We start from the raw sequence: 22,028 nt of genomic DNA, 5'->3' as shown, positions 1-22,028 counted from the left end.
ATAAAACCACAGATACAAAAGCCGACTGGGTAAACCCCAGTCAGCCCCTCAGCGTGCCGTTAATCAAACAAAGTCAAACACCGCGATCACCCCTGAAAACTCCACCCACGGACCTGACTAACTAAATAGCAACACCCCCATAAGACGTCCTAGAGCTTTTCCATGGGCACGGACCCGATTAGCATAAGACGCACTGTTCCTGACGAACCAAAGTCGATGGTGACAGAATCAGCGGGAGCCATCTTATCTACCTTGGTCACTGTGCCAAGCCCATACTTTTCGTGATTCACACGATCACCAATGTTGAGGGCCATTGTTGGCTTGTTGGAATGCTTAGGTAGCTTGGGAGTTCGCGGAGAGCTATAAGAGCGAGAATTCTGGGATCCATAAGAACGCGAACTAGACGAACCGTAGCCCATACCCCAGCTGTTGTCATAGGAATTTTCCGGTTCTTCCCTACGCCAATCCATTAGGTCATCAGGTATTTCTGATAAGAACCGTGACGGAGGGTTAGTCACTGGATTTCCCCACGAAGAACGAAGCATCGCTCGCGACAAGTAGAGGATTCTGCGTGCACGCGTGATACCCACATATGCTAGTCGACGCTCCTCCGCCAGCTCCTTAGGATCTCCTAGAGCACGCAGATGCGGGAACTGGCCATCTTCCCAACCGGTTAAGAATACGACGGGGAATTCAAGGCCCTTTGCGGTATGGAGCGTCATCAATGTGACCACGCCTTGTTCGTTATCTGGGATCTGATCGGCGTCGGCCACCAACGACACTCGTTCAAGGAAGGCCATGAGGCTACCTGGCGCCGCTTCGCCTTCGCTTAACTCTGGGGCTTGATTCTCAGCCCCCATGCGCTCATAGGCAACTTGGTTGGCAGCTTCTGAGGAGAATTCTCGGGCTACGGATACTAATTCGTTGAGGTTATCGAGCCTTGCACCGTCTTGGGGATCGTTGCTCTTTTCTAATTCGGCTTTGTATCCGGTGACGTCCAAGATGTAGGACACCATGTCTCCGATATCAGGCATTCCGGTCACCTCATTGACGTTGTTTGATGCCTCCTCACGAATCCTCTTCATCATGTCAACAAATCCAGTGACAGCATTTCGACCACGTGCACCCAGCATGGAAACTTTATCGTCGATGGCATCCAGCAATGCTTGGTGGAATCCCACGTTGTTATTTTCAGCATGCAATGAGAGGAATGCCACGGCTTTGTCCCCAATACCACGGCGCGGAGTATTAATGATGCGCCGCAAAGACACCGCGTCATCGGGGTTATCGATCAGACGAAGATAGGCGATGATGTCGCGAATCTCTTTACGCTCATAAAAGCGTGTACCGCCTACAACTTTGTACGGAATTCCGGTGCGCATGAACACGTCTTCTACTGCACGTGAGGAGTTATTCGTGCGATACATGACAGCAATATCGGAATATGCCACGCCTTTATCCGCCAACGCGTCTACCTCATTGGCAATAAAACGGGCTTCGTCGTGTTCATTGTCGGCGACATAGCCGACAATGGGATCACCGCTGCCGAGAGCTGTCCATAATTTCTTTTCTCGACGATTCTCATTTTGAGCGATCACCGAATTGGCAGCATTAAGAATCATTTGAGTGGAACGGTAATTTTGCTCTAGAAGAATCGTCTCAGCGTTAGGGTAATCGCGTTCGAATTCCTCAATATTTCGAATTGTGGCACCACGGAACGCATAAATTGACTGGTCCGAGTCACCAACGACGCATAACTCGCTAGCATCAGGTCCACTACCAACAAGCTCATGAATTAATGCATACTGCGCGTGGTTAGTGTCCTGGTACTCGTCGATAAGCACGTGCCGGAACCTACGCCGATAGTATTCGGTAACCGGCGGGTGCTCACGGAAAATCCGTACTGTCTCCCCAATGAGGTCATCAAAATCGACAGCATTAGATGCCCGCAGACGCTTTTGGTATTCGGCAAAAACGTTAGCGATCGTTGTCTCATAGGGATTCTTCGTGCTTTCTGCGTCAGCACAGGCTTGGTCAGCGTCGATCAGCTCATTTTTAAGATTAGAAATTCCAGTTGCGAGCAACCGTGGCGTGAACTTCTTAATATCTAGGCTGAAGTCCTTAGAGATCATGGACAATAACCGTTTGGAATCGTCCGAGTCGTAGATCGTGAAGTTAGTGTTCAGGCCTGGCACGAGCTGTGCCTGCTCGCGCAGAATACGCACGCACGTGGAGTGGAATGTCGATACCCACATGCGTTGGGCTACCGATCCCACCAAAGAGCTGACACGCTCGCGCATCTCTGCTGCTGCTTTATTGGTAAACGTAATTGCCAAGATGTTCTGCGGTTGTACACCCCGCACACGCATCAAATAGGCAATTCGCCGTGTCAGCACTGATGTCTTTCCGGATCCAGCACCTGCAACGATCAGCAGTGGGGAGCCGCAATGCTCCACTGCTGCTTTCTGCTGCGGATTAAGACCTTCGGTAAGGTCTGCACCGGTGTACTGCGATGCGGGCTGAGTCTGGCGGAGAAACGGATTCGTTTGCGATGCCATGCTCCTCGACGACGCCGCTGCAGCGTTGGTTCCAAAGGGAGACTGAGAGAAGGGTTCGTTGTTGTTCATCAACTATCCAACCTACAACGAACCCTCAACATTCCTTACCCCCGCGCCCCACCTGTAGGCTCAGCAGCGACGATGCCGAGGTGGCACAATGGTCAACCATGAGCACAGCCGATAGAGATTTTGTCGTCCGCTTCCCTACTGGAACATCCGATCCGTTGTCTGATGCGGAGATCCAGCAATACCGTGAAGAAATCGACCGACTAGACAAGGAAATCCTTGCTGCGGTGAAACGCCGTACTGAGATCTCTCGAGCCATCGGCAAGACTCGCATGGGTTCCGGTGGCACCCGCTTGGTCCATACCCGCGAGGTGGCGATTATTAACCAGTTCCGTGAGGAAATCGGTGAGGAGGGCCCAGCCCTTGCCGGTATCTTGCTCCGCATGGGGCGAGGCCGCCTCGGTGAGGCCCGCTAGAGCGGGAGCGAGATGAGCTTGGTTTCGAGGAATTCTCCTATTCCTTCGAAGCCGCCTTCTCTACCAAGACCCGATTCTTTTACGCCGCCGAAGGGTGCTGCGGGATCAGACAGCGCGCCTTTGTTCACGGCGATCATTCCAGCATCTACGCGTTCTGCCACGCTCAAGACGCGTTGGAGGTCGCTGCCAAACACATAGGCGGCGAGACCGAACTTGGTGTCGTTCGCGCGTGCGACTGCTTCATCGTCATTGTCAAAGGTCGAAATAACGACAACGGGACCGAAGATCTCTTCACGGTGAATATCGGCTTCTTCTGGGACGTCTACCAGTACCGTTGCCGGATAATAGCTGCCGTGTTCCGGCAGTCCGTCGGGAAGCTCGCCAAGGAGCTTGGTAGCCCCACGGTTAAGAGCGTCGTCGACAAGCGATGTGACGGTGCCGACTTGATCATCGCCGGATAGCGCTCCGAAGTCTACGCCCGGCGCGGTGGCTGGCCCTTGGGTAAAACCGCGCATGATGTCCACTACGCGTTGTGTAAATTCCTCCGCGATGCTGCTATGAACGAGGAACCGGTTAGCTGCAATGCAGACTTGGCCTGCGCCGCGCATTTTCGCTACTGCAACCGCTTGCGCGGCGGTGTCGATGTCAGCGTCGTCTAAGATGATGTAAGGGGCATTTCCTCCAAGTTCAAGGGATACTGCGGCGCTGTGTTCGGCGGCCATCGCAGCGAGTTTTTGTCCTACTGCAGTGGAGCCGGTAAACGTGAGCTTCCTGATGCGTGCATCGTGCAATAGGTCGGATACTACGCTGGCATTGGCGGTTGGCAGGACGGAGACAACACCGTGTGGAACTCCTGCTTCTGCTAGCAGTTGTGCCAGATACAGCATGGTCAGTGGGGTTTTCGATGCTGGTTTCAGGATCATGGTGCAGCCTGCTGCTAGTGCTGGGGCGAGTTTTCGAGCACCCATGGCAAGTGGGAAATTCCATGGGGTGATGGCAAGACAGATGCCCACTGGTTGCTGGTGGGTAATAATACGGGCATTTCCCGTGGGATTGTGGCGGTAGTCGCCGCGAATCCTTACTGCTTCTTCTGCGAACCATCGGAAGAATTCAGCGGCGTAGGTCACCTCTGCTTCGGAGTCTGGCAAAGCGCGTCCTAGTTCTAGGGACTGAATCAGGGCAAGGTCGTCTTTGTGCTCGATGACTAGGTCGTAGGCCCGACGAAGGATTTCTGAGCGTTCGCGTGCGGGCGTTGCAGCCCACGCTGGTTGGGCTTTCTCGGCGGCGTCAAGGGCTGCACGTGCCTCTTTTTCGCTTGCCGACGCCACTGTGGCAAGTTCTGAGCCGTCGGAGGGATTGGTCACGCTCAGTGTTGCGCCATTGTGGGCAGGTTGGAATTGCCCTGCGATAAAAAGCTCCGTGGGGATTCGTTGTAGTAGTTCGTGGATACGATCATCGAATGTTTGTGTTGTGTGCGTCATAGTTCCCACTATGCACCGCACTACGGTGGTTGCGCCACCATCAGGTCACGGGCTGTATCTGGGATTGCTGTGACAAAAGTCCGATCAAAAGTATTGTTGGGAATCCGACAGGACAGGCGTATTTTCGATACCGTGGGAATTGAGCAATTGCCACACTATCTGGGCACAAACTCGCATAAACCAACAGAAATGGAGCAATGCAATGTCCTTCGATGTTACGACCACTGAGCCATGGGCTACGCTCTCTGAGCGCTACAGCGCCATGAAGGCAACCACTCTTCGTGATTTGTTTGCTAGCAACCCCAACCGTGCGCAGGAGTTGAGCTTCGAGGCAGCAGGTCTTCATGTCGACTTGTCCAAAAACTTGATCGACGCCGACACCGTGGCTGCGTTTACTGAGCTGGCTAAGGCCTCTGGTATGCGCGAAAAAATCAAGGCCATGTTTGATGGTGAGCACATTAACAACACCGAAGACCGCGCTGTGCTTCACACCGCACTTCGCCTTGCAGTCGATGCAGAGCTTAGCGTTGATGGTCAAGATGTTGCCGCAGATGTGCACGAGGTACTCGGCCGTATGCGCGACTTTGCTACGTCTTTGCGTAATGGCTCTTGGCGTGGTTACTCCAATCACACCATCAAGACCATTGTGAACATCGGTATCGGTGGTTCTGACTTAGGCCCCGCGATGGCAACGAAGGCGTTGCGTACTTATGCAACCGCCGGTATCAACGCGAAGTTTGTTTCCAACGTCGACCCAGCTGATATGCATGCGGTTCTCGATGAGCTCGATCCGGAGTCCACACTTTTCGTCGTCGCATCCAAGACCTTTACCACCCAAGAGACTCTGGCTAATGCCCACGCGGCAAAGCGCTGGCTGGTTGCGGCCGCCGGTGGCGATGAGTCTGCTGTTGCTAAGCACTTCGTTGCTGTTTCGACGAACGCGGAAAAGGTCGCAGAGTTTGGTATCGACACCAAGAACATGTTCGGGTTCTGGAATTGGGTGGGCGGTCGTTACTCCGTAGACTCCGCTATTGGCTTGTCACTGATGTCTGTTATCGGCCCTATGGACTTCATGCGTTTCCTCGACGGCTTCCGCGCCATGGATGAACACTTCCGCACCGCCGAGTTCGAGTCCAACGTCCCTGTACTCATGGGTATGCTCAACGTCTTCTACAACGATTTCTTTGGTGCAGAAACCCACGCAGTTTTGCCATACTCACAAGACTTGGGCCGCTTCCCCGCTTACCTGCAGCAGCTGACCATGGAGTCCAATGGCAAGTCTGTTCGCCATGATGGTAGCGCTGTGACCACCGACACCGGTGAGATCTACTGGGGCGAGCCTGGCACCAACGGCCAGCACGCGTTCTTCCAGCTGATTCACCAAGGCACCAAGCTTATTCCTGCAGACTTCATTGGTTTTGCACGCCCGAAGGAAGACCTTCCTACTGCCAGCGGCGAAGGCTCCATGCATGATCTACTGATGAGCAACTTCTTCGCACAAACCAAGGTCTTGGCTTTTGGTAAGACTGCTGAAGAAATTGCTGCAGAAGGCGTTGCTCCAAAATTGGTAGCCCACAAAGTCATGCCAGGTAACCGTCCTACCACCACCATCATGGCTGAGGAACTCACACCTTTTGCTCTCGGCGCATTGATTGCTCTCTACGAGCACATTGTGTTTGTAGAAGGCGTGATCTGGGACATCAACTCCTTCGATCAGTGGGGCGTTGAGCTTGGCAAGCAACAGGCTAATGATCTGGCCCCAGCTGTTGCCGGTGAGGTCACTGTGGATTCTGGCGATAGTTCCACCGATGCTTTGATCTCTTGGTACCGCACCCATCGCGGCTAGGACAGCATTAGATCCCTAAAATAAAGGACCCTCACACAAGCATTATTGATGTGCTTGTGTGAGGGTCCTTTGTGGTTTCTGGAGCTACATAGAGCTCATAAGACGGTAGCCAAACGGGATGGCGTTGGAGTCGACGATGCGTTTTCCAAAGGGGAAGCATGTCACAGGAATCATCTTCAGGTTCGCGATCGCGAGTGGAATACCGATGATGGTGATTGCTTGTGCGAATGCGGTTGTGAGGTGGCCGAGTGCGAGCCAGAAGCCTGCAATAACAAACCACACCACGTTGCTGACGGCGTTGAGGGCAGATCCGCCGCCGGCTTCTTCAATAACGGTGCGACCGAATGGCCACAGCGCATAGTTGGCCATTCTGAAGCTTGCTACTCCTATGGGGATCGTAATGATCAGTGCACAGGCCACCACACCAGCCAATATGTATCCGAGAGCAAGCCAAATTCCGCCAGTGATCAACCAAATCAGGTTGAGAATTGTTTTCATAGCCTTCACCCTAATGGACCGTTGCGGGTGTTTCCCCACGGGGTGCTACCCCCGTTTTGGCCACATTGACATTTATTACCAATATGTTTTCATTTTCTGGCACGATCGACATTGTGGATATCTTCGTGACAAACCCGCTGTTGACGCTTTTTGTCATCATGGCGGTTGGATTAGCAATCGGTCAGATTAAGATTCGAGGTTTTAGCCTCGGCGTAGCAGCTGTGTTATTTACAGGCGTTGGTTTTGCCGCTGTGGAGCCAGATATTCACATCCCCCACTTGGTGTACATATTGGGCTTGTCTATTTTTGTGTACTCCATCGGTTTAGAATCAGGTCACGCCTTTTTCGCACTATTTAAGTCTCAGGGCATTAAGCAGAATCTGCTCGCTATCGCCACGTTGACGCTTGTTACTGGGTTGTCCATTGGCTTGTTTTCGCTGGTAAATCTCAACGGGGTTACTGCTTCTGGGTTGTTTACTGGTGCGGTAACAAATACACCGGCTATGGCCGCGGTGGTGGACTCCTTACCGAGCATCTTTGAGGACGCAAACAAGGTGCACGAGGTGGAATCGTTGCCGTTGGTTGCGTATTCGCTGGCCTACCCCATCGGCGTATTGGGGGTTATCGCAGCGATTGGGTTGTGTGCAAAGTGGTTTCGTATCGATCACGTTCAAGAAGCTCACGACGCAGGTATTGCTGTTGAGGATTTGTTCACCCGACAAATTAAGGTGAATCATGTTGTTGCTGGCTCGGATCTTGTGATTGATATCCACCACACGCTAGGGCTAGAGATTATCGTTTCTCGCATTGAGCGCGATGGTCAGCAGACTCTTCCTACTGCTTCTTCTCGTATTCATGTGGGAGACGTGTTGTCGGTAGTGGGTACTGCTGAGGAATTAGACAAAGCAGCCCATGTGTTGGGTGATTTGGTCCCTGGCGATCCGTTCCATGGGCATGATTTGGATTATCGTCGCATTTTCGTTTCTAACCAAGACTTGGTGGGTATTCCGCTGGCTAAGCTGCGGCCGCGGTTGTCGGGAATTCTGATTACACGTGTGCGCCGTGGCGACCATGATCATGTAGCTACCCCAGAGACCGTTCTTCAGCTTGGCGACCGTGTCCGTGTGGTTGCTGCGCATGATCGAATGAAGTCTGTTACTGCCCTCTTTGGCGATTCTTATCGCAGGCTGTCGGATTTCAACCTGTTTCCTCTGGTTGCGGGCCTTGCTCTTGGTTTGATTGTGGGCATGATTGAGGTGCCGCTTCCAGGCGGTGCCGCCTTATCGTTGGGAAGTGCTGGCGGCCCACTCGTGGTGGCGCTTGTTCTTGGAGCGGTAGGGCGTTCTGGGCGTTTCGTGTGGCAGGTTCCTTACGGGGCAAACTTGGCACTGCGGCAACTAGGAATCACGCTGTTTCTTGCGGCTATTGGCACCACTGCGGGTGCTAGTTTCCGCGCATCGCTATCAGATCCTGCGTCGTTGACCATCATTGCCGTTGGCACCATCATCACCTTGACATTGGCAATCTTTGTGCTGGTTGTAGGCTATAAGGTGATGAAGATCCCGTTCGGACAGACAGCGGGCATGCTTGCGGGTATTCAAACACACCCTGCTGTGTTGTCTTATGTTTCTGCAATGACGAAAAACGATTTGCCGGCTTTGGGCTATACGTCTGTGTACCCATTAGCGATGATTGTCAAGATTATTGCGGCACAGGTTGTACTATTCGCTTTGACATAGCGGGCACCACCAGATGATTCTTTCGAGTTCGGTGGTGGGGTCGTCGACAAGCGTGCTTTTACGTATGAGGGTGCCGCAGCGTCTGCATGGTTTGTGGCTGCGGCCAAAAACGTAGCTGGTTTCACCTGGACGACGAATACCCGTGGTAACGCGTATCGGGGAAAGCCGGTTGGCCCACATGAGGCGTCGGGTGACTGAGAGCACTTGGTCAATATCAACGTCTTTGATTCGGGTCGCGGGGTGGATTCCACAAATAAAGCAGATTTCGGCGCGGTATTCGTTTCCCACACCTGCTAGTACTTTTTGATCAAGCAACGCCAAGCCGATGGCACGTTCGGGTTGGCTAAGAAGGCGTTTTCTTGCTTCTGCTTCCCCACGGGTAGGCCAGGATTTGGCGAGGACATCCGGACCAAGGTGGGCGATTCGCTGTGAGTATTCGTGCTCTGGGAATACGCGCACGAATCCGAGTTCGTGGCCGACTACTTCGATGGGAGCGTTCGGGGCGTCGTCGAGGTGGAGAACCACACGTGCGGTATGGCCGGGTTTTCGCCACCGATCCCCCGCCCTATGTACTGCCCACGCGCCTTCCATTTTGAGATGCGTGTGCAGGACGTCCGAACCGATCCCCATAAAAAGGTGTTTGCCGTAGGGCCATACGCGTGTGATGGTGCGACCGTCGAAACGTACAGTGGCATAGGCCGGCACTCGAAGGCTCGTGTATGTGACGGTGCGGCCTTGCATAAAGCTGAGTCGCCGAGCGAGTTGAAATACGGAATCGCCTTCGGGCATGGGGTCGGTATCACGCTGCCTTTTTCTTGATATGGGGTACAACGGGTAGGTATGAGTACAGCACATCCTTCCCCATTGGGCGGGGCCAAGCCTACCCGCGATCAGCTCGCACAGTTTGCCAACGCCACGGTATCGGATCGAATTCCCGATTCTGATCTGCGATTACTCATCGTTGGTGTAAACCCCGGATTATGGACAGCCGCCGTTGACGCCCCCTTTGCACATCCCGGTAATCGTTTTTGGCCATCACTTGACCGCGCAGGCATTGTCACACCACGCTTTGACGTTTCACTCGGCATGAGCGATAAGCAAGAACAACACTTGGCACGCCTTGGCATAGGGATGACAAATCTCGTACCACGCGCTACCGCCCGCGCCGACGAACTCACCACACACGAGCTTATCGACGGCGCCCAGCGGGTCATTCACCTTGCCAACACTCTGCGCCCGCGCGTGGTAGTGGTAGTAGGTATTACTGCCTTCCGCGCCGGGTTCCGACTCCGTAAGGCGATGCTCGGCAAACAGGACCCGACCAGCATTGCCGGCTGGCCTGATGATGTGGCGTTGTGGGTCGTCCCGCAACCCAGCGGCCTCAATGCCCATGAAACTGTAGACACGCTCGCCCAGCGCTGGCGCGAAGTCTGGGACGATAGCGCACAGACCTATATCTAACGCCACCCACCCGATCGGAATCCGCCCCGGCGCGATACGGGGTCGTCGTGATCTGTCGGCGCATCTAGCTCGTTCAGTGCTTGGCTTAGCCTACGGCCTCGCCGATGAGAAGCCTGCGTTGCTTGTGCTGACGCAGATATGCGGATGCCTTGAGGCACAATATGAGCTCCAGCAGCACGTAAGATCTCACCCCATTGCGACTGAAACACCTGTTCGCCGTTAATCTTTTCCACCACGATGCGTTTCATCATGTTGCGCGCTATTGCTTCAGATAATGCGTTGACAACAATCGGCATTGCCGTGGCGTAGTCGATCCCGGTAGGAAGATCGAATAGGGTAAGCGTGCGCCCGCCGCGAGTCAGGTGCGCGATGAGGAGGCCGTCGATAAGCACGACGATGCTGCCCGCAGCTCGGGTGGGCCCTGATTCCGGCCACGGCAACGCTGCCCCGTAAGGATTCGCGGGATCAGCTGCGGCAAGAACATACACCTCAGGATCGGTGGTACCCGATGGCCAACCTGTCACATCATCGCTATCTCCTAGTCCGCGCAAGCGATCGATGACCACCGGCGTAGAAAACTGGGCAGCCCCTAAACCATCGATGAGGTAACCACGCATGGCTTTGCCGGCTTCCTCAAAACGAGAAAGCACCTTGTACGCCAAGGCGAATCCACCTAGGGTGTTTTCTGCGACCACGCTGCCACGAGTGACCACCCCATAGCGATCTAACCATGCTTCGCCGTGGGCAACGGAGCGTGCAGTTGCATCGGTATCAGCGGGGACGGTTAGCGACCACCGCCCCACCATATCGGCGGCGATCCCCGATTGCTGCGACTGTGCAAAACGAGTACGCCCCATGCGCAAACGACCGCGTGCGGGCGTGCGCTTCGCACGATGCGCGGAGCTTGCCCCGTTGCCAGTGCTAAGCCGCGCACGTATCGGTGCCATGCCATCTGGGCTTATCATCCCCAGCTCAAAAAGCTCCCAGATAGCGGAGCGCACCTCTGTATCACTGCCAAGAATCTGATCGCGGATGCTGCTTATCAAATAGCCACCACCGTTGCTTAAGATCTCCATGATCTGCTGCTGGATAGGGCTTAAAGTCTCTACATCTGGGGCATCAATAAGCTGGGCTGCATAATCGGTGGGGACGAGCATGACCCACGGATCAGAGCTACCAGCGCTACCCGCGCCAATGACTGCCACCTCCCCGTTTGCAGTCAGCTCATCGAGGTCACTTGGCTGATAGCCGCTTACCCGCTGTGGCAGCACCATCGTCTCCCAAGCCGATGCCGGTAGCCGCACACCGGCGAGCTGCTCTACCACAGCAAACACCCCATCAGCACCGCGCAGTTGCGGCTGTTGCCCCATTGGAGCAACCTGCTGCCACTGTGGCAAAAACCGGCCCAACGCCGACTGCGATACAGGCTGGGTTTCCGCTCGCGCCGCCGCCAACGAACGCTGTCGAATGATCTTTAAAACCTCAGGTGCCACATACTCCGATTGGTCAACACCAGCCCGAAAACGCCCCATCGTCACCACACCGCTCTTGTGCAGCGTATCGACGACCCCATGTGCCACCCCAGCGGCCAGCCCGAAGGCACTTTGAACATCTGCGAGCACAAACGGCCCGCGTGCCCTAGCCCAACGAGTTACCAACTGTGCCACCGCATCAGTAATCGTATCTACCTGTGCTGGTATTCCCGGCGGAACCGGCACACCTAGCGCATCCCGAAGCAACGCAGCATCATCAGCCAACGCAAAATGCGCCACCCCAGCAATACGTACCTCCATGACTCTGCGCCCAAGCTGCTCTACCGCACCAGCAACCTCAACATCGCAGATCGCAGGAACCTCGGCAACTGGCACCGGGCCTAACATCCGCAATGCATCAACCAACTGCTCAGCAGTATGCGCACGCCGCCGCTGCGAACGCCGCCGCATGTCCTGATCCACCTCAGCAATAATCGCCGGATCCAACAAATCCCGCAGCTCCACCGTGCCCAACAATTTGGCCAACAATGATGGATCCAACGCCAACGCAGCTGCACGCTTTTCCGCCAGCGGGCTATCGCCCTCATACATAAAAGCGCCCGTGTAACTAAACAAAATAGACGTAGCAAACGGACTCGGCTGCTGCGTCGTCACCTCAGCAATACGCACCTTACGCAGCTTCAATGCAGCAGCTAGCTCCACCAACGCATCGAGATCATAAACATCGTGCAAACATTCCCGCACAGTTTCCAACACGATAGGAAAACTCGGGTACTTTCGCGCCACATCCAACAACTGCGCAGCACGCTGACGCTGCTGCCACAACGGAGCACGCTTGCCTGGCGAACGACTAGGCAACAACAACGCCCGCGCCGCACATTCCCTAAACCGCGCTGCGAAAAGCGCAGAGTTTCCCACCTGCTGGGCCACTAACTCTTCAACCGTGTCCGGATCAATCTCAAACAGATCCGCACTAGGTTCTGCATCGGACTCCGGAACCCGCAACACAATGCCATCATCAGAGGCCACCGGCTGCGCATCCATACCAGTACGCTGTGAAAATGCCGCACCAGCCACCAGCGCCCACGCAGCGTTCACACCCCTGCCATACGGCGAATGCAACACCACCCGCCAATCACCTAACTCATCCCGAAAGCGTTCTAGCACCAACGTCACCTCGTCAGGTACTACTCCCGTGGCCTCTTGCTGTTGCTGAATAAACGCCACCACATTCGACCGCGCACGAACGTCCAGCCCCATGCCCTCAACCACACTGGGATTAGAGACTAGGGCGCGTCGAAAAGCCCCCAACGCCTTACCCAACTCAGCCGGACGCCCCGCCTGATCTCCCGTCCAAAACGGCAACCTACCCGTATGTCCCGGCGCAGGCGTAACCAGAACCTGATCCTTATTAATCTCCTCAATACGCCAACTCGACGCCCCCAACGTAAACACGTCCCCCACCCTGGACTCATACACCATCTCCTCATCAAGCTCACCCACCCTGCGAGGCACACCAGATTCACCGCTACCGACCAAAAACACACCAAACATGCCGCGGTCAGGAATCGTTCCACCATTAATAACCGCAGTACGCTGCGCGCCGGGGCGTGCACTCAGCATTCCGGTAATGCGGTCGTAGATGACCTTCGGACGAAGCTCAGCAAAGTCCGTGGACGGATACACCCCTGCGGTGAGATCAATTGCCGCGTCGAAAGCCTCACGGGGAAGATCACGGTATGGATAGGCCCGCACCACCGTTGCGTACCAATCTTCAACATCAAGATCTTCCATGGCTACCGCAGCGACCGTGTGCTGAACCAACACATCAAGGGCATTGGTAGGAACGTGGAGTTCCTCGATAAGCCCCTCGGCCATCCGGCCTATGGTAACGGTGGTTTGGACAAGATCTGCGCGATGTTTCGGGTAAAACGAACCATGCGATACCGCGCCCACCACGTGACCGGCACGCCCCACGCGTTGGAGCCCCGAGGCTACCGAAGGGGGCGATTCAACTTGAATCACCTTATCTACTGCCCCCATGTCAATACCTAGCTCCAGTGAACTGGTCGACACCACAGCGCGCAACTCACCTTGCTTCAACATTTTCTCGGTAAAGGCGCGCTCGTCTTTAGACACCGATCCGTGATGTGCACGAGCAATTATCGCTGTGGCTTCGCCGGCGATATCGGTGCTTTTCATCAGCTGCGCAGGTGGGCGTCGTAACGCAGGCGATAACTCCTCAGGTTGGAAACGCTGCGCATACAGCTCATTAAGCCTGCTGGTCAGGCGTTCCGCAGTCCGTCTGGAGTTAACAAAAACCAAGGTAGAACGGTGCTGCATCACCTCATCGAAGACGTCTTGCTCGATAAACGGCCAAATGGAGCCCTGCGTGGGAAGCGCGGATTCGGCAAAACCTTCAGGTTGGGTGGTCAACCCCAACGGATCGTCGATTGTGGCTTCCCCGATCTCGCTTACCGGTTCGGGCGTGGGCAAATCGCTCATGTCATCGACAGGAACGTGTACCGCTAGCTGCCACTTCTTCTCCAGCGGCGGATTGATAATCTCCACAGGGCGATCCCCGCCTAAAAACCTCGCCACTACGTCGAGGGGGCGCACGGTTGCAGAAAGCCCAATTCGTTGCACTGGTTGCAAAGCCAGGCGCTCAAGGCGTTCTAGACTCAATGCCAAATGCACCCCGCGTTTTGTGCCCGCCATCGCGTGGATTTCATCCACAATCACTGTGTCTACGGCGGTGAGGATGGAACGGGCTTTAGACGTCAGCATCAAATACAAAGACTCCGGCGTGGTAATCAAAATATCCGGCGGATTACGTACCTGTTTGCTGCGCTCGCTCGCAGGGGTGTCTCCAGAGCGCACACCCACGGTAATATCGCTTTGATCAATACCTAAGCGAGCCGCCACCTGATTAATCCCCGTAAGCGGCGCACGCAGATTATTTTCCACATCCACACCCAATGCCTTCAACGGAGAAATATAAACAACCTTGACCCCCTTGGCACGTGATGCCTCGGCTTGCTCAGATCCTGCAGCTTGCCTGCTAAGCAACGCCGTTTGCCCCGTGCCTTGAACAAGCTCGTTCAGTGCCCATAAAAAGGCTGCAAGCGTTTTACCCGAACCTGTGGGGGCTACAACTAACGCGTTCTCCCCCGCCGAAATAGCCGTCCACGCTTGGCGCTGCACCACCGTAGGCTGGGCAAACACATCGCTAAACCAGGTTGCTACTTGGAGAGCGAAAGTATCCGCAAGGCTGAAATCATGCGAGGAATCCATAATCACTATTAAACACGTCTCACACACAACAGATCGCTCATTGATTTCCACTACACTAGGGACTCATGACTGCTCAGTTTGACGATGCAACACTTACCAAGCGACTAGCCGAAGGCACCGGCGAGATTCTCAAAGGAGTGCGCAATGTGGGCCTCCTCCGCGGACGCGAACTCGGCGAAGCCGGCGACGACCTCGCACAAAACTGGATCGCCCGCGTACTCGAGCAGCACCGCCCCGACGACGGCTTCCTCTCCGAAGAAGCAGCCGATAACCCAGAACGCCTCGGTAAAGACCGCGTATGGATTATCGACCCCCTCGATGGCACCAAAGAGTTTGCCACCGGCCGTCAGGACTGGGCTGTTCACATCGCACTTGTAGAAAATGGCGTACCCACCCACGCCGCCGTTAACCTCCCCGACCTCGGCGTAGTATTCCATTCCTCCGAGGTTCGCGCAGTAGGCGGCCCCTACGCCAAGAAGATCGCTATCTCCCATAACCGCCCACCAGCGGTAGCCACCTACATCGCGGAATCCCTAGGCTTTGCAGCAGAACCCATGGGATCCGCAGGAGCGAAGGCCATGCACGTATTGTTAGGCGACTACGATGCTTACATTCACGCAGGTGGACAGTACGAATGGGACTCCGCTGCCCCAGTCGGCGTTAGCATCGCCGCAGGTCTGCACTGTTCGCGTCTCGACGGCACCCCGTTGAACTACAACAACAAAGACACGTATCTTCCAGATGTATTGATCTGCCGCCCCGAGCTTGCCGACGACATCCTCGCCATGGCTGCAGCTTTCCGTGAGGAAAACGGCTCCTACTAATCGTTTTTGTTTGTACCCGGCGGGGAACCTCTCGCATTAAACACTGGAGGTTTCCCACCGGAATTTCTTTGCCCGCTATCGACTTGATTGTGAATATGAGCACCAGCACCACCATAAAAACCCCGTATGAAGACCTTCTTCGCACAATCCTTGAACAGGGCTCCCATAAAGACGACCGTACCGGCACCGGTACGACCAGCCTTTTTGGCCAACAGATGCGTTTTGATCTCTCCGAATCCTTCCCTCTAATCACCACCAAGAAGGTGTATTGGAAAGGTGTTATCGGAGAACTGCTCTGGTTCCTGCAAGGCTCCTCCAATGTTCGTTGGCTCCAAGAACGCAACATTCACATTTGGGATGAATGGGCTTCCGAAAAAGGCGAACTGGGACCTGTTTATGGTGTTCAATGGCGCAGCTGGCCTACACCCGATGGACAGCATGTGGACCAGATTGCACAAGCATTAGACATGCTCAAAAACAATCCGGACTCCCGACGCAATATCGTCTCGGCGTGGAACGTAGCAGAGCTCAACAATATGGCGCTTCCACCGTGTCACTTGTTGTTCCAGCTCTATGTTGCCGATGGAAAGTTGAGCTGCCAGCTCTACCAGCGCAGTGCAGACATGTTCTTAGGTGTTCCGTTTAACATCGCCTCCTACTCCGCGCTCACGCATATGCTCGCGCAACAAGCAGGCCTCGAGGTCAGCGAGTTCATTTGGACTGGCGGCGACTGCCATATCTACGACAACCACCGCGAGCAGGTTCTCACCCAGCTCTCACGTGAGCCTCGCCCATATCCACAGTTGAAATTACGAAAAGCCTCCTCGATCTTCGACTACGACTTCGACGATTTCACCATCGAGGGCTACGATCCCCACCCTGCAATTCGCGGCGAGGTAGCAGTGTAATGCTGCGCGCTATTTGGGCCCAGTCCACTGATGGGGTGATTGGCGACGGCAACGACATGCCTTGGCACGTTCCAGAAGACCTCGCTTATTTCAAGGCCACCACTTTGGGCGCACCCGTAATTATGGGACGTACCACGTGGACGACGATTCCAGAACGCTTCCGCCCGCTGCCAGGGCGTCATAACTTTGTGCTCTCCTCCCGAGCACCCGGCGCGTGGAGCACGGGTGCCGAGGTCGTCACTGCGATCCCCGAGCTCGACTGCGATGCATGGATCATGGGCGGCGGCGCCGTCTACGCAAGCACACTACCGCTGGTAGACGAGGTAGTAGTCACGCTTATCGACGCCACCCTCGCTCCCGTACTCGGCGACGCAGCAGTATATGCACCAGCCCTCGACGATAGCTTTGAGGTTGTTGAGGAATCCCCATGGCACCAATCTGCCACTGGGACCGTGCTGGGTACTCCGGCCCGCTATAAGTTCCAAAGGTTGCGCAGGCGTTAAAAGCAAAGGAAGATGGTCACATGTCTGATAACAACCATGTGACCATCTACGCTGCCGACTGGTGTCCATTTTGCCAGCGCCTGATTAAGGCGCTCAACCGCACCGAAACTCCTTTTACCTTGGTCGATGTTGAAGCCGACGAGGCCGCTTCTGAGTGGGTTAAGTCCGTCAACAACGGCGACCGCATCGTGCCAACCGTGAAGTACTCCGACGGCACCACCGCTACTAATCCCCCAGCTTCCGACGTTCGCAAGAAGCTAGAGGAACTAGCAGGATAGTTTTTCGATGATTCCTACCTAATCGAGCTCTCTCAGCAGGTAGGTATCCATAATCCACCCGTGCTCGGCGCGCAGCTGCTGCTTCAACTGGGCAACCTGCGCGCCGATTTCATGCACATATCCCTTGCGCAGCACTTGCTGCTCGGTGCCCAAAAACGCACCCCACCACATATAGGTGTGCTCCGTGGCAACGTCTTGCCACGCAGTTTTACCGTCCAGCATGACCACACAGTTGCGACGATCCTTCGCCGATGTTTCGGGGAGGTTTCGGCCCGTCGTAATGTGAATGGCCTCGCCAATGCGGTTAACCAAAATACCGTGCTCCGCGGTGAGAACCTGGACAGCGGTAATACCTGGGATCACCTTGACGTCCGCGTGGAGACCCTCGAGGTTACGCATATGTTCGATAATGCGCAGCGTGGAATCGTAGAGCGAAGGGTCGCCCCACACTAAAAACGCCACGGCGCCGTCGTCAGGCGTGTGCTCACGGATTGTTGAGGCCAACAGATGGGCGCGCTCTGCATGCCACAGTTGCACCTCCTCCTCATAGTTGTCAGGATTGCGGTCGCGCTCCGGATCCGTGACAGCATAAATGGGGGTACCTGGTGCATGAGTATCGACAATCTGCTGGCGAAGCGCCAGAAGATCGGACTTCTGCTCGCCCTTATCTAGGGCTACTACTGCTTGTGCATGACGAAGCCCCGAGATCGCCTGAAGAGTCAGGAACTCGGGGCTGCCAGCACCAATTCCAATTACATAAATGGTGCGCATTGATTCTTAGTCTTCGTCGTCCACGTGAAGGTTATGGCGGTCAATATCAGTCAGCAACGTATTCACATTGGCAAAGTCAATGGAATTCTGCTGGTGCAAATAGCGATCACACGCAGCGGAAAGCTGCTTGGAGTCAAACTTGTTCAGAGTCAAGACACGAGTAGTCGAACCATCCTCAGCGATCTGATCCAGAGCCAGCACCGTGGTGCCATTTTCCTCTACAACAGTCGCAGTAATCGGACGACGCTCAACATCATGAAAAATAGGTTGTTTCGAAGCCATGAGAGTACCTCCACAAGAAACTTGCAAATACAGCTTGGATAGAGTTTCCTCCAGCATAGTTGGATAACCATCGACGTGTGGCGAATCAGCAAACTTCGCTGCCCGCCAGCCCGATTCCCACCTACTCCCCTTCGTGCGGTACTCTATTGACTCAGAAAGCAATCCCGCCGCTTATCGACGAATTGTTTTTGCTGCCCTAGTAGCTCAGTGGATAGAGCACGGCTCTCCTAAAGCCGGTGTCGGAGGTTCGATTCCTCTCTGGGGCACTTTTTTATGCCGTCACGACGCCGTGAGTAGTTCGTGCCAACTTTCACTTTTTCTTATATCTCCGACCTGCGGAAATGCTGCGAGCCTCAAAAAGTTTTGGCACGAACTACTCACGGTGACGTGTCAACACGTTTTCGCATAGCAAGAAAAACTCAGAGCACCAGTATTATTCTTCCTCATGCTTCTTGATGCTGATCCGCTTGTGTCTTTTGCATGGATTATGGGCGTGGCCCTTCTTGCTCCGTTGTTGTCATACGCCACTGGGAAACGTTTACCGGCGGTGGTGTTGCTTATTGGTTTTGGCCTCGCGATCGGTCCTAATGTGCTTGGTTTAGCTTCCCTAGACGGTGGCGTTGGGCTGATTAAAGAGATCGGCCTAGGAATGCTATTTTTGCTGGCTGGTTATGAGATTGAACCTGAAACCCTGCGTGGCAAAGAGGGCCGCGCAGGGTTGGCTACGTGGCTGATGTGTGCGGTGTTGAGTTTCCTCGGCGCAGTGAGCATTGTGGGCTTCCACAGCTCCTCGACGGCGATTGTGTTGGCGATCGCGCTGACGTCGACAGCTATTGGCACTTTGCTTCCTATTATGAAGCAGCACGATATGTTGGATACTCCTGTAGGAAGGTCGTTGTTGATCCACGGTGCTATCGGTGAGATTGCCCCGATTCTTGCGATGGCGTTGTTGTTGTCTTCGCGTTCGACGCGGCTTACAACGGCCGTGTTGTTGGCGTTCTTCTTAGTGGCGGCGGTTGTTGCGATTGTGCCGCGGACGGTGAAGTTCTTTTTGCCGTGGATGGGGCGTGCCATGGTTGATGGTGCTGGTTCGACAAATCAGACGGTGCTGCGACTGGTGTTGCTTATGCTGGCGGTTTTGATGGCTGTTGCCGCGGTGTTTGAGCTTGATGTTGTGTTGGGCGCGTTTGCGACTGGGTTTATTTTGCGCCAGATGGTTCCGGAAAAATATCGCACTCCTTTGGAACAGCGGCTCGATATTGTGGGATATAGCTTGTTTATTCCGGTGTTCTTTGTGTGTTCCGGTATGGCGATTAATCCGCAGGCTGTTGCCGAAAAGCCGTGGTTGTTGGTGACGCTGGTGCCCCTGTTTTATGTCACTCGTGGATTACCGATTTTCCTTCGTGAGATGTTCTTTTCAACTGGTTCTGAGGTATCTGGCTGGAAGGAAAGTTTGCAGTTGTCGTTGTATGCGGCAACAGCGCTTCCGATTATCGTGGCGGTAACTGAGGTGGCTACGCATTCGAAGCTGTTGAGTGCGGATAATGCTTCTATTTTGGTTGCGGCGGGTTCTGTGACGGTGTTGCTGTTTCCACTTGTTGGCAGCTTGATTACGCAGGGGCGTCGTAGCGCTGCGAAGGGTTAGATTGCGCAGAATGTAGTCTCGATTTTCCAAGTCACCACTGTTACTGTTGTGCCTTGAAATATCTTCCGAGGCTTATCTTGACTCATGATTCACGTGAGCCTCTCCCCTTCTCAAGGAACGCACACCTCATGAACCATTCCATCTCCCGTAGGAGTTTCCTCACAGGGGCAGTCGCTGCGCTTGGCGGAACCGCCCTCGCCGTCGCTACCGCCGGCACCGCACACGCAGCCCCTGGACCTATCCGCGGCACTGTTATCGACTTCGCCGCGGGTGTTCCCTCCGCGCAAGGCATCAAAAATGCTGGTCACTTGGGTTCGGTGCGCTATGTGTCGCGTCGCCGCCCAGGCACGGAATCGTGGATGACGGGCAAGCCGGTCACAGCTGCGGAAACTCATGCGGCTGGTGCTGCTGGTTTGTTCACGGCGTCGGTGTATCAGTTTGGTAAGGATGCGACTGCCGATTGGAAGCAAGGCGCTGCGGGCGCTGCGGTGCATGTTCCGCAGGCGATTGCGTTGCATGTTGCTGCAGGTGGCCCTACTCGTCGCCCGATTTACATGGCGATCGACGATAACCCCACGCGCCAGCAGTATGACACGCAGATTCGTCCGTATCTTCAGGCCAGCGCTGCCGCTTTGAATGCCGCCGGCTACCAGCTGGGCATTTACGGTAACTACAACGTGATCGATTGGGCAATTGCCGACGGCCTCGGCGAGTTTTTCTGGCAGCATGATTGGGGTTCTCAAGGCCATATTCACCCACGGACCACGATTCACCAAAAGGCTGGCTACCAGCGGGTTATCGACGGCGTCACCGTGGATGTGAACAATGTTTATGCCACAGACTGGGGTCAGTGGCTCCCAAGCGTAGCTCAGCCAGCAGCCCCCATCCGTGTTCCGGTACCGCTATCGGATCCGTCGGTGATTCAGAACCTGCAGCAGAATCTGCCACCGCTTCCGGCTGGGATGCCTCCGGTAGATCAGATTATTCGCGATATTTCTAGACTATCTAGCTAGACGTAGTACGAACCTGACCTGAAAGTTGCGTTTTTACTAGTTGGGTGAGGTCGTCGGCGGAGCCCATGCTGGATACCGCTACAACAAAATCCTCGCCGAAGCTGACCGATGAGTGCAGTTCTCCATCGGTGGACCACCCAAATTTACTCCCCTGCACCCCTGGCAAAATGGCGGTTCCGAAGTCTTGATCGGTTCCGTCTGCTGCTTGGGGTGCAACGTTTCGCATGGCTTCTAGCACTGGGGAATCTGGGGCCGTGCGCAGCAAAGAGACGATAAAGTGCACAACGTCGTATGTGGATGTGTAGGAATATCCCCAGCGCCCGTAAGTCCGGGTGGCCTCAAGCTGGTATTTCTTAGCGACGGAGTCGATACAGTTGGGGTAGGCGTCGAAAAGCTTGTCGGCGATGTCATCGTCTGATTTCCGAATCATCTCGACTGCTTGTTCTTTTTCTTTCTGTGTTCCGTGGTCGAACACATAATCCGCAATGTAGAGCTTACTCAAGCTTAACGACGCCCGCGCTAGCCGTTCCGCACCGGATCCCAGGTGAGCTCCAGTCTTTAAATCAATGTAGGTGATCTGAGTGTGCTCCCACGCTTGTTCTACCTCATCGTTTTTCAACGGCGTGGTGTTTTCGAATGTGGATAATGCGATTTGATCGATGGGCCTGTGATGCACAACGGGCGAAGTAGATTGCGAGGAATAACGATCTTGAGAATCCCCTCCGGCAACAAAAGGAAGTGCTACTACGCCGAGTGCAGATACCACCAGCGGTAACGCCTTCCACCTCGGCAAATAGGGGGCGGAATAGCCGAAGGGCGCCTGCCCCCTATCACTGCCATAATTCATATGCTCATAATAATGTCCGGCGCAGAATATTCCACGCCGGACACCACCAGATTTCCCCGAACACCGTGACAAGCTCTGGTGCGTGTACTTGTCACGGTAGCTTTA

The 22,028-nt window shown here is 54.8% G+C and carries 18 protein-coding genes and 1 tRNA gene; 11 read left to right on the top strand and 8 right to left on the bottom strand.

The window, feature by feature from the left end; translation table 11 throughout:
- Window positions 1-149: 149 nt before the first annotated feature.
- Window positions 150-2,627: a DNA helicase PcrA gene (pcrA, locus tag CIP100161_RS03990; RefSeq protein WP_155872071.1), complete on the bottom strand. Its 2,478-nt coding sequence runs from the start codon at window positions 2,625-2,627 to the stop codon at window positions 150-152.
- A 98-nt stretch (window positions 2,628-2,725) separates the two neighbouring features.
- On the opposite strand from pcrA, the gene CIP100161_RS03985 reads away from it, so the two are divergent.
- The gene (locus CIP100161_RS03985) at window positions 2,726-3,040 is read left to right on the top strand and encodes a chorismate mutase (protein WP_003850709.1); all 315 of its coding nucleotides are present in this window, start codon (window positions 2,726-2,728) and stop codon (window positions 3,038-3,040) included.
- Here the strand turns inward: CIP100161_RS03985 and CIP100161_RS03980 are convergent.
- Complete coding sequence (locus CIP100161_RS03980; protein WP_155872069.1) at window positions 3,037-4,521, bottom strand: NAD-dependent succinate-semialdehyde dehydrogenase; 1,485 nt, start codon at window positions 4,519-4,521, stop codon at window positions 3,037-3,039. The genes CIP100161_RS03985 and CIP100161_RS03980 overlap by 4 nt on opposite strands.
- A 202-nt stretch (window positions 4,522-4,723) precedes the next feature.
- On the opposite strand from CIP100161_RS03980, the gene pgi reads away from it, so the two are divergent.
- Window positions 4,724-6,367 carry a glucose-6-phosphate isomerase gene (gene pgi, locus CIP100161_RS03975; RefSeq protein WP_155872067.1) on the top strand — a complete coding sequence of 548 codons (1,644 nt, stop codon included), beginning with the start codon at window positions 4,724-4,726 and terminating at the stop codon, window positions 6,365-6,367.
- An 84-nt stretch (window positions 6,368-6,451) separates the two neighbouring features.
- On the opposite strand, the gene CIP100161_RS03970 is transcribed toward pgi, so the two are convergent.
- Window positions 6,452-6,865: a YccF domain-containing protein gene (locus CIP100161_RS03970; protein WP_155872065.1), complete on the bottom strand. Its 414-nt coding sequence runs from the start codon at window positions 6,863-6,865 to the stop codon at window positions 6,452-6,454.
- Between the two features lie 113 nt (window positions 6,866-6,978).
- Between CIP100161_RS03970 and CIP100161_RS03965 the strand changes: the two genes are divergently transcribed.
- A complete protein-coding gene (locus tag CIP100161_RS03965; RefSeq protein WP_174775786.1) occupies window positions 6,979-8,604 on the top strand; it encodes an aspartate:alanine exchanger family transporter in 1,626 nt (541 codons plus the stop codon).
- Here the strand turns inward: CIP100161_RS03965 and CIP100161_RS03960 are convergent.
- Entirely contained in the window at window positions 8,587-9,393 is an 807-nt protein-coding gene (locus CIP100161_RS03960) for a DNA-formamidopyrimidine glycosylase family protein (RefSeq protein WP_155872061.1), read from the bottom strand. The two genes, CIP100161_RS03965 and CIP100161_RS03960, sit on opposite strands and share 18 nt — an antisense overlap.
- A gap of 51 nt (window positions 9,394-9,444) precedes the next feature.
- Between CIP100161_RS03960 and CIP100161_RS03955 the strand changes: the two genes are divergently transcribed.
- Window positions 9,445-10,065, top strand: a complete 621-nt coding sequence (locus CIP100161_RS03955; protein ID WP_155872059.1) for a mismatch-specific DNA-glycosylase — start codon at window positions 9,445-9,447, stop codon at window positions 10,063-10,065.
- Here CIP100161_RS03955 and CIP100161_RS03950 read toward each other — a convergent pair.
- Window positions 10,062-14,879, bottom strand: a complete 4,818-nt coding sequence (locus CIP100161_RS03950; RefSeq protein ID WP_155874521.1) for an ATP-dependent helicase — start codon at window positions 14,877-14,879, stop codon at window positions 10,062-10,064. The two genes, CIP100161_RS03955 and CIP100161_RS03950, sit on opposite strands and share 4 nt — an antisense overlap.
- Before the next feature lie 38 nt (window positions 14,880-14,917).
- Between CIP100161_RS03950 and CIP100161_RS03945 the strand changes: the two genes are divergently transcribed.
- The 4 genes from CIP100161_RS03945 to CIP100161_RS03930 all read left to right on the top strand — a co-directional run bounded on the left by CIP100161_RS03945 (window position 14,918) and on the right by CIP100161_RS03930 (window position 17,365).
- Window positions 14,918-15,676: a 3'(2'),5'-bisphosphate nucleotidase CysQ gene (locus CIP100161_RS03945; RefSeq protein WP_155872057.1), complete on the top strand. Its 759-nt coding sequence runs from the start codon at window positions 14,918-14,920 to the stop codon at window positions 15,674-15,676.
- A 95-nt stretch (window positions 15,677-15,771) separates the two neighbouring features.
- Window positions 15,772-16,584, top strand: a complete 813-nt coding sequence (locus tag CIP100161_RS03940; RefSeq protein ID WP_155874520.1) for a thymidylate synthase — start codon at window positions 15,772-15,774, stop codon at window positions 16,582-16,584.
- Window positions 16,584-17,087: a dihydrofolate reductase gene (locus CIP100161_RS03935; RefSeq protein ID WP_155872055.1), complete on the top strand. Its 504-nt coding sequence runs from the start codon at window positions 16,584-16,586 to the stop codon at window positions 17,085-17,087. Before CIP100161_RS03940 ends, CIP100161_RS03935 begins: the two co-directional genes overlap by 1 nt.
- Before the next feature lie 20 nt (window positions 17,088-17,107).
- The gene (locus CIP100161_RS03930; RefSeq protein ID WP_071575717.1) at window positions 17,108-17,365 is read left to right on the top strand and encodes a mycoredoxin; all 258 of its coding nucleotides are present in this window, start codon (window positions 17,108-17,110) and stop codon (window positions 17,363-17,365) included.
- Between the two features lie 18 nt (window positions 17,366-17,383).
- Here the strand turns inward: CIP100161_RS03930 and cobF are convergent, their stop codons facing one another.
- Together cobF and CIP100161_RS03920 are read right to left on the bottom strand one after the other, a co-directional pair.
- A complete protein-coding gene (gene cobF, locus CIP100161_RS03925) occupies window positions 17,384-18,136 on the bottom strand; it encodes a precorrin-6A synthase (deacetylating) (RefSeq protein WP_155872053.1) in 753 nt (250 codons plus the stop codon).
- A 6-nt stretch (window positions 18,137-18,142) separates the two neighbouring features.
- Window positions 18,143-18,418, bottom strand: a complete 276-nt coding sequence (locus CIP100161_RS03920; protein ID WP_155872051.1) for a hypothetical protein — start codon at window positions 18,416-18,418, stop codon at window positions 18,143-18,145.
- 193 nt (window positions 18,419-18,611) lie between these two features.
- On the opposite strand from CIP100161_RS03920, the gene CIP100161_RS03915 reads away from it, so the two are divergent.
- From CIP100161_RS03915 to CIP100161_RS03905, 3 genes are all read left to right on the top strand, one after another.
- Window positions 18,612-18,684 (top strand) — tRNA-Arg (locus tag CIP100161_RS03915).
- Between the two features lie 179 nt (window positions 18,685-18,863).
- A complete protein-coding gene (locus CIP100161_RS03910; RefSeq protein WP_155872049.1) occupies window positions 18,864-20,063 on the top strand; it encodes a cation:proton antiporter in 1,200 nt (399 codons plus the stop codon).
- A gap of 128 nt (window positions 20,064-20,191) precedes the next feature.
- Window positions 20,192-21,076, top strand: coding sequence for a DUF1906 domain-containing protein (locus CIP100161_RS03905; RefSeq protein ID WP_155872047.1), 885 nt, complete (start codon window positions 20,192-20,194; stop codon window positions 21,074-21,076).
- Here CIP100161_RS03905 and CIP100161_RS03900 read toward each other — a convergent pair.
- On the bottom strand, window positions 21,069-21,923 hold the full coding sequence (locus CIP100161_RS03900) for a hypothetical protein (protein ID WP_155872045.1): 855 nt from the start codon (window positions 21,921-21,923) through the stop codon (window positions 21,069-21,071). The genes CIP100161_RS03905 and CIP100161_RS03900 overlap by 8 nt on opposite strands.
- Window positions 21,924-22,028 lie beyond the last annotated feature (105 nt).

It is taken from the genome of Corynebacterium rouxii (assembly GCF_902702935.1).
GTDB classification, from domain to species: domain Bacteria; phylum Actinomycetota; class Actinomycetes; order Mycobacteriales; family Mycobacteriaceae; genus Corynebacterium; species Corynebacterium rouxii.
Note: the sequence above shows the minus strand (reverse complement) of the source record. Positions and strands in the feature narration are given on the sequence as shown.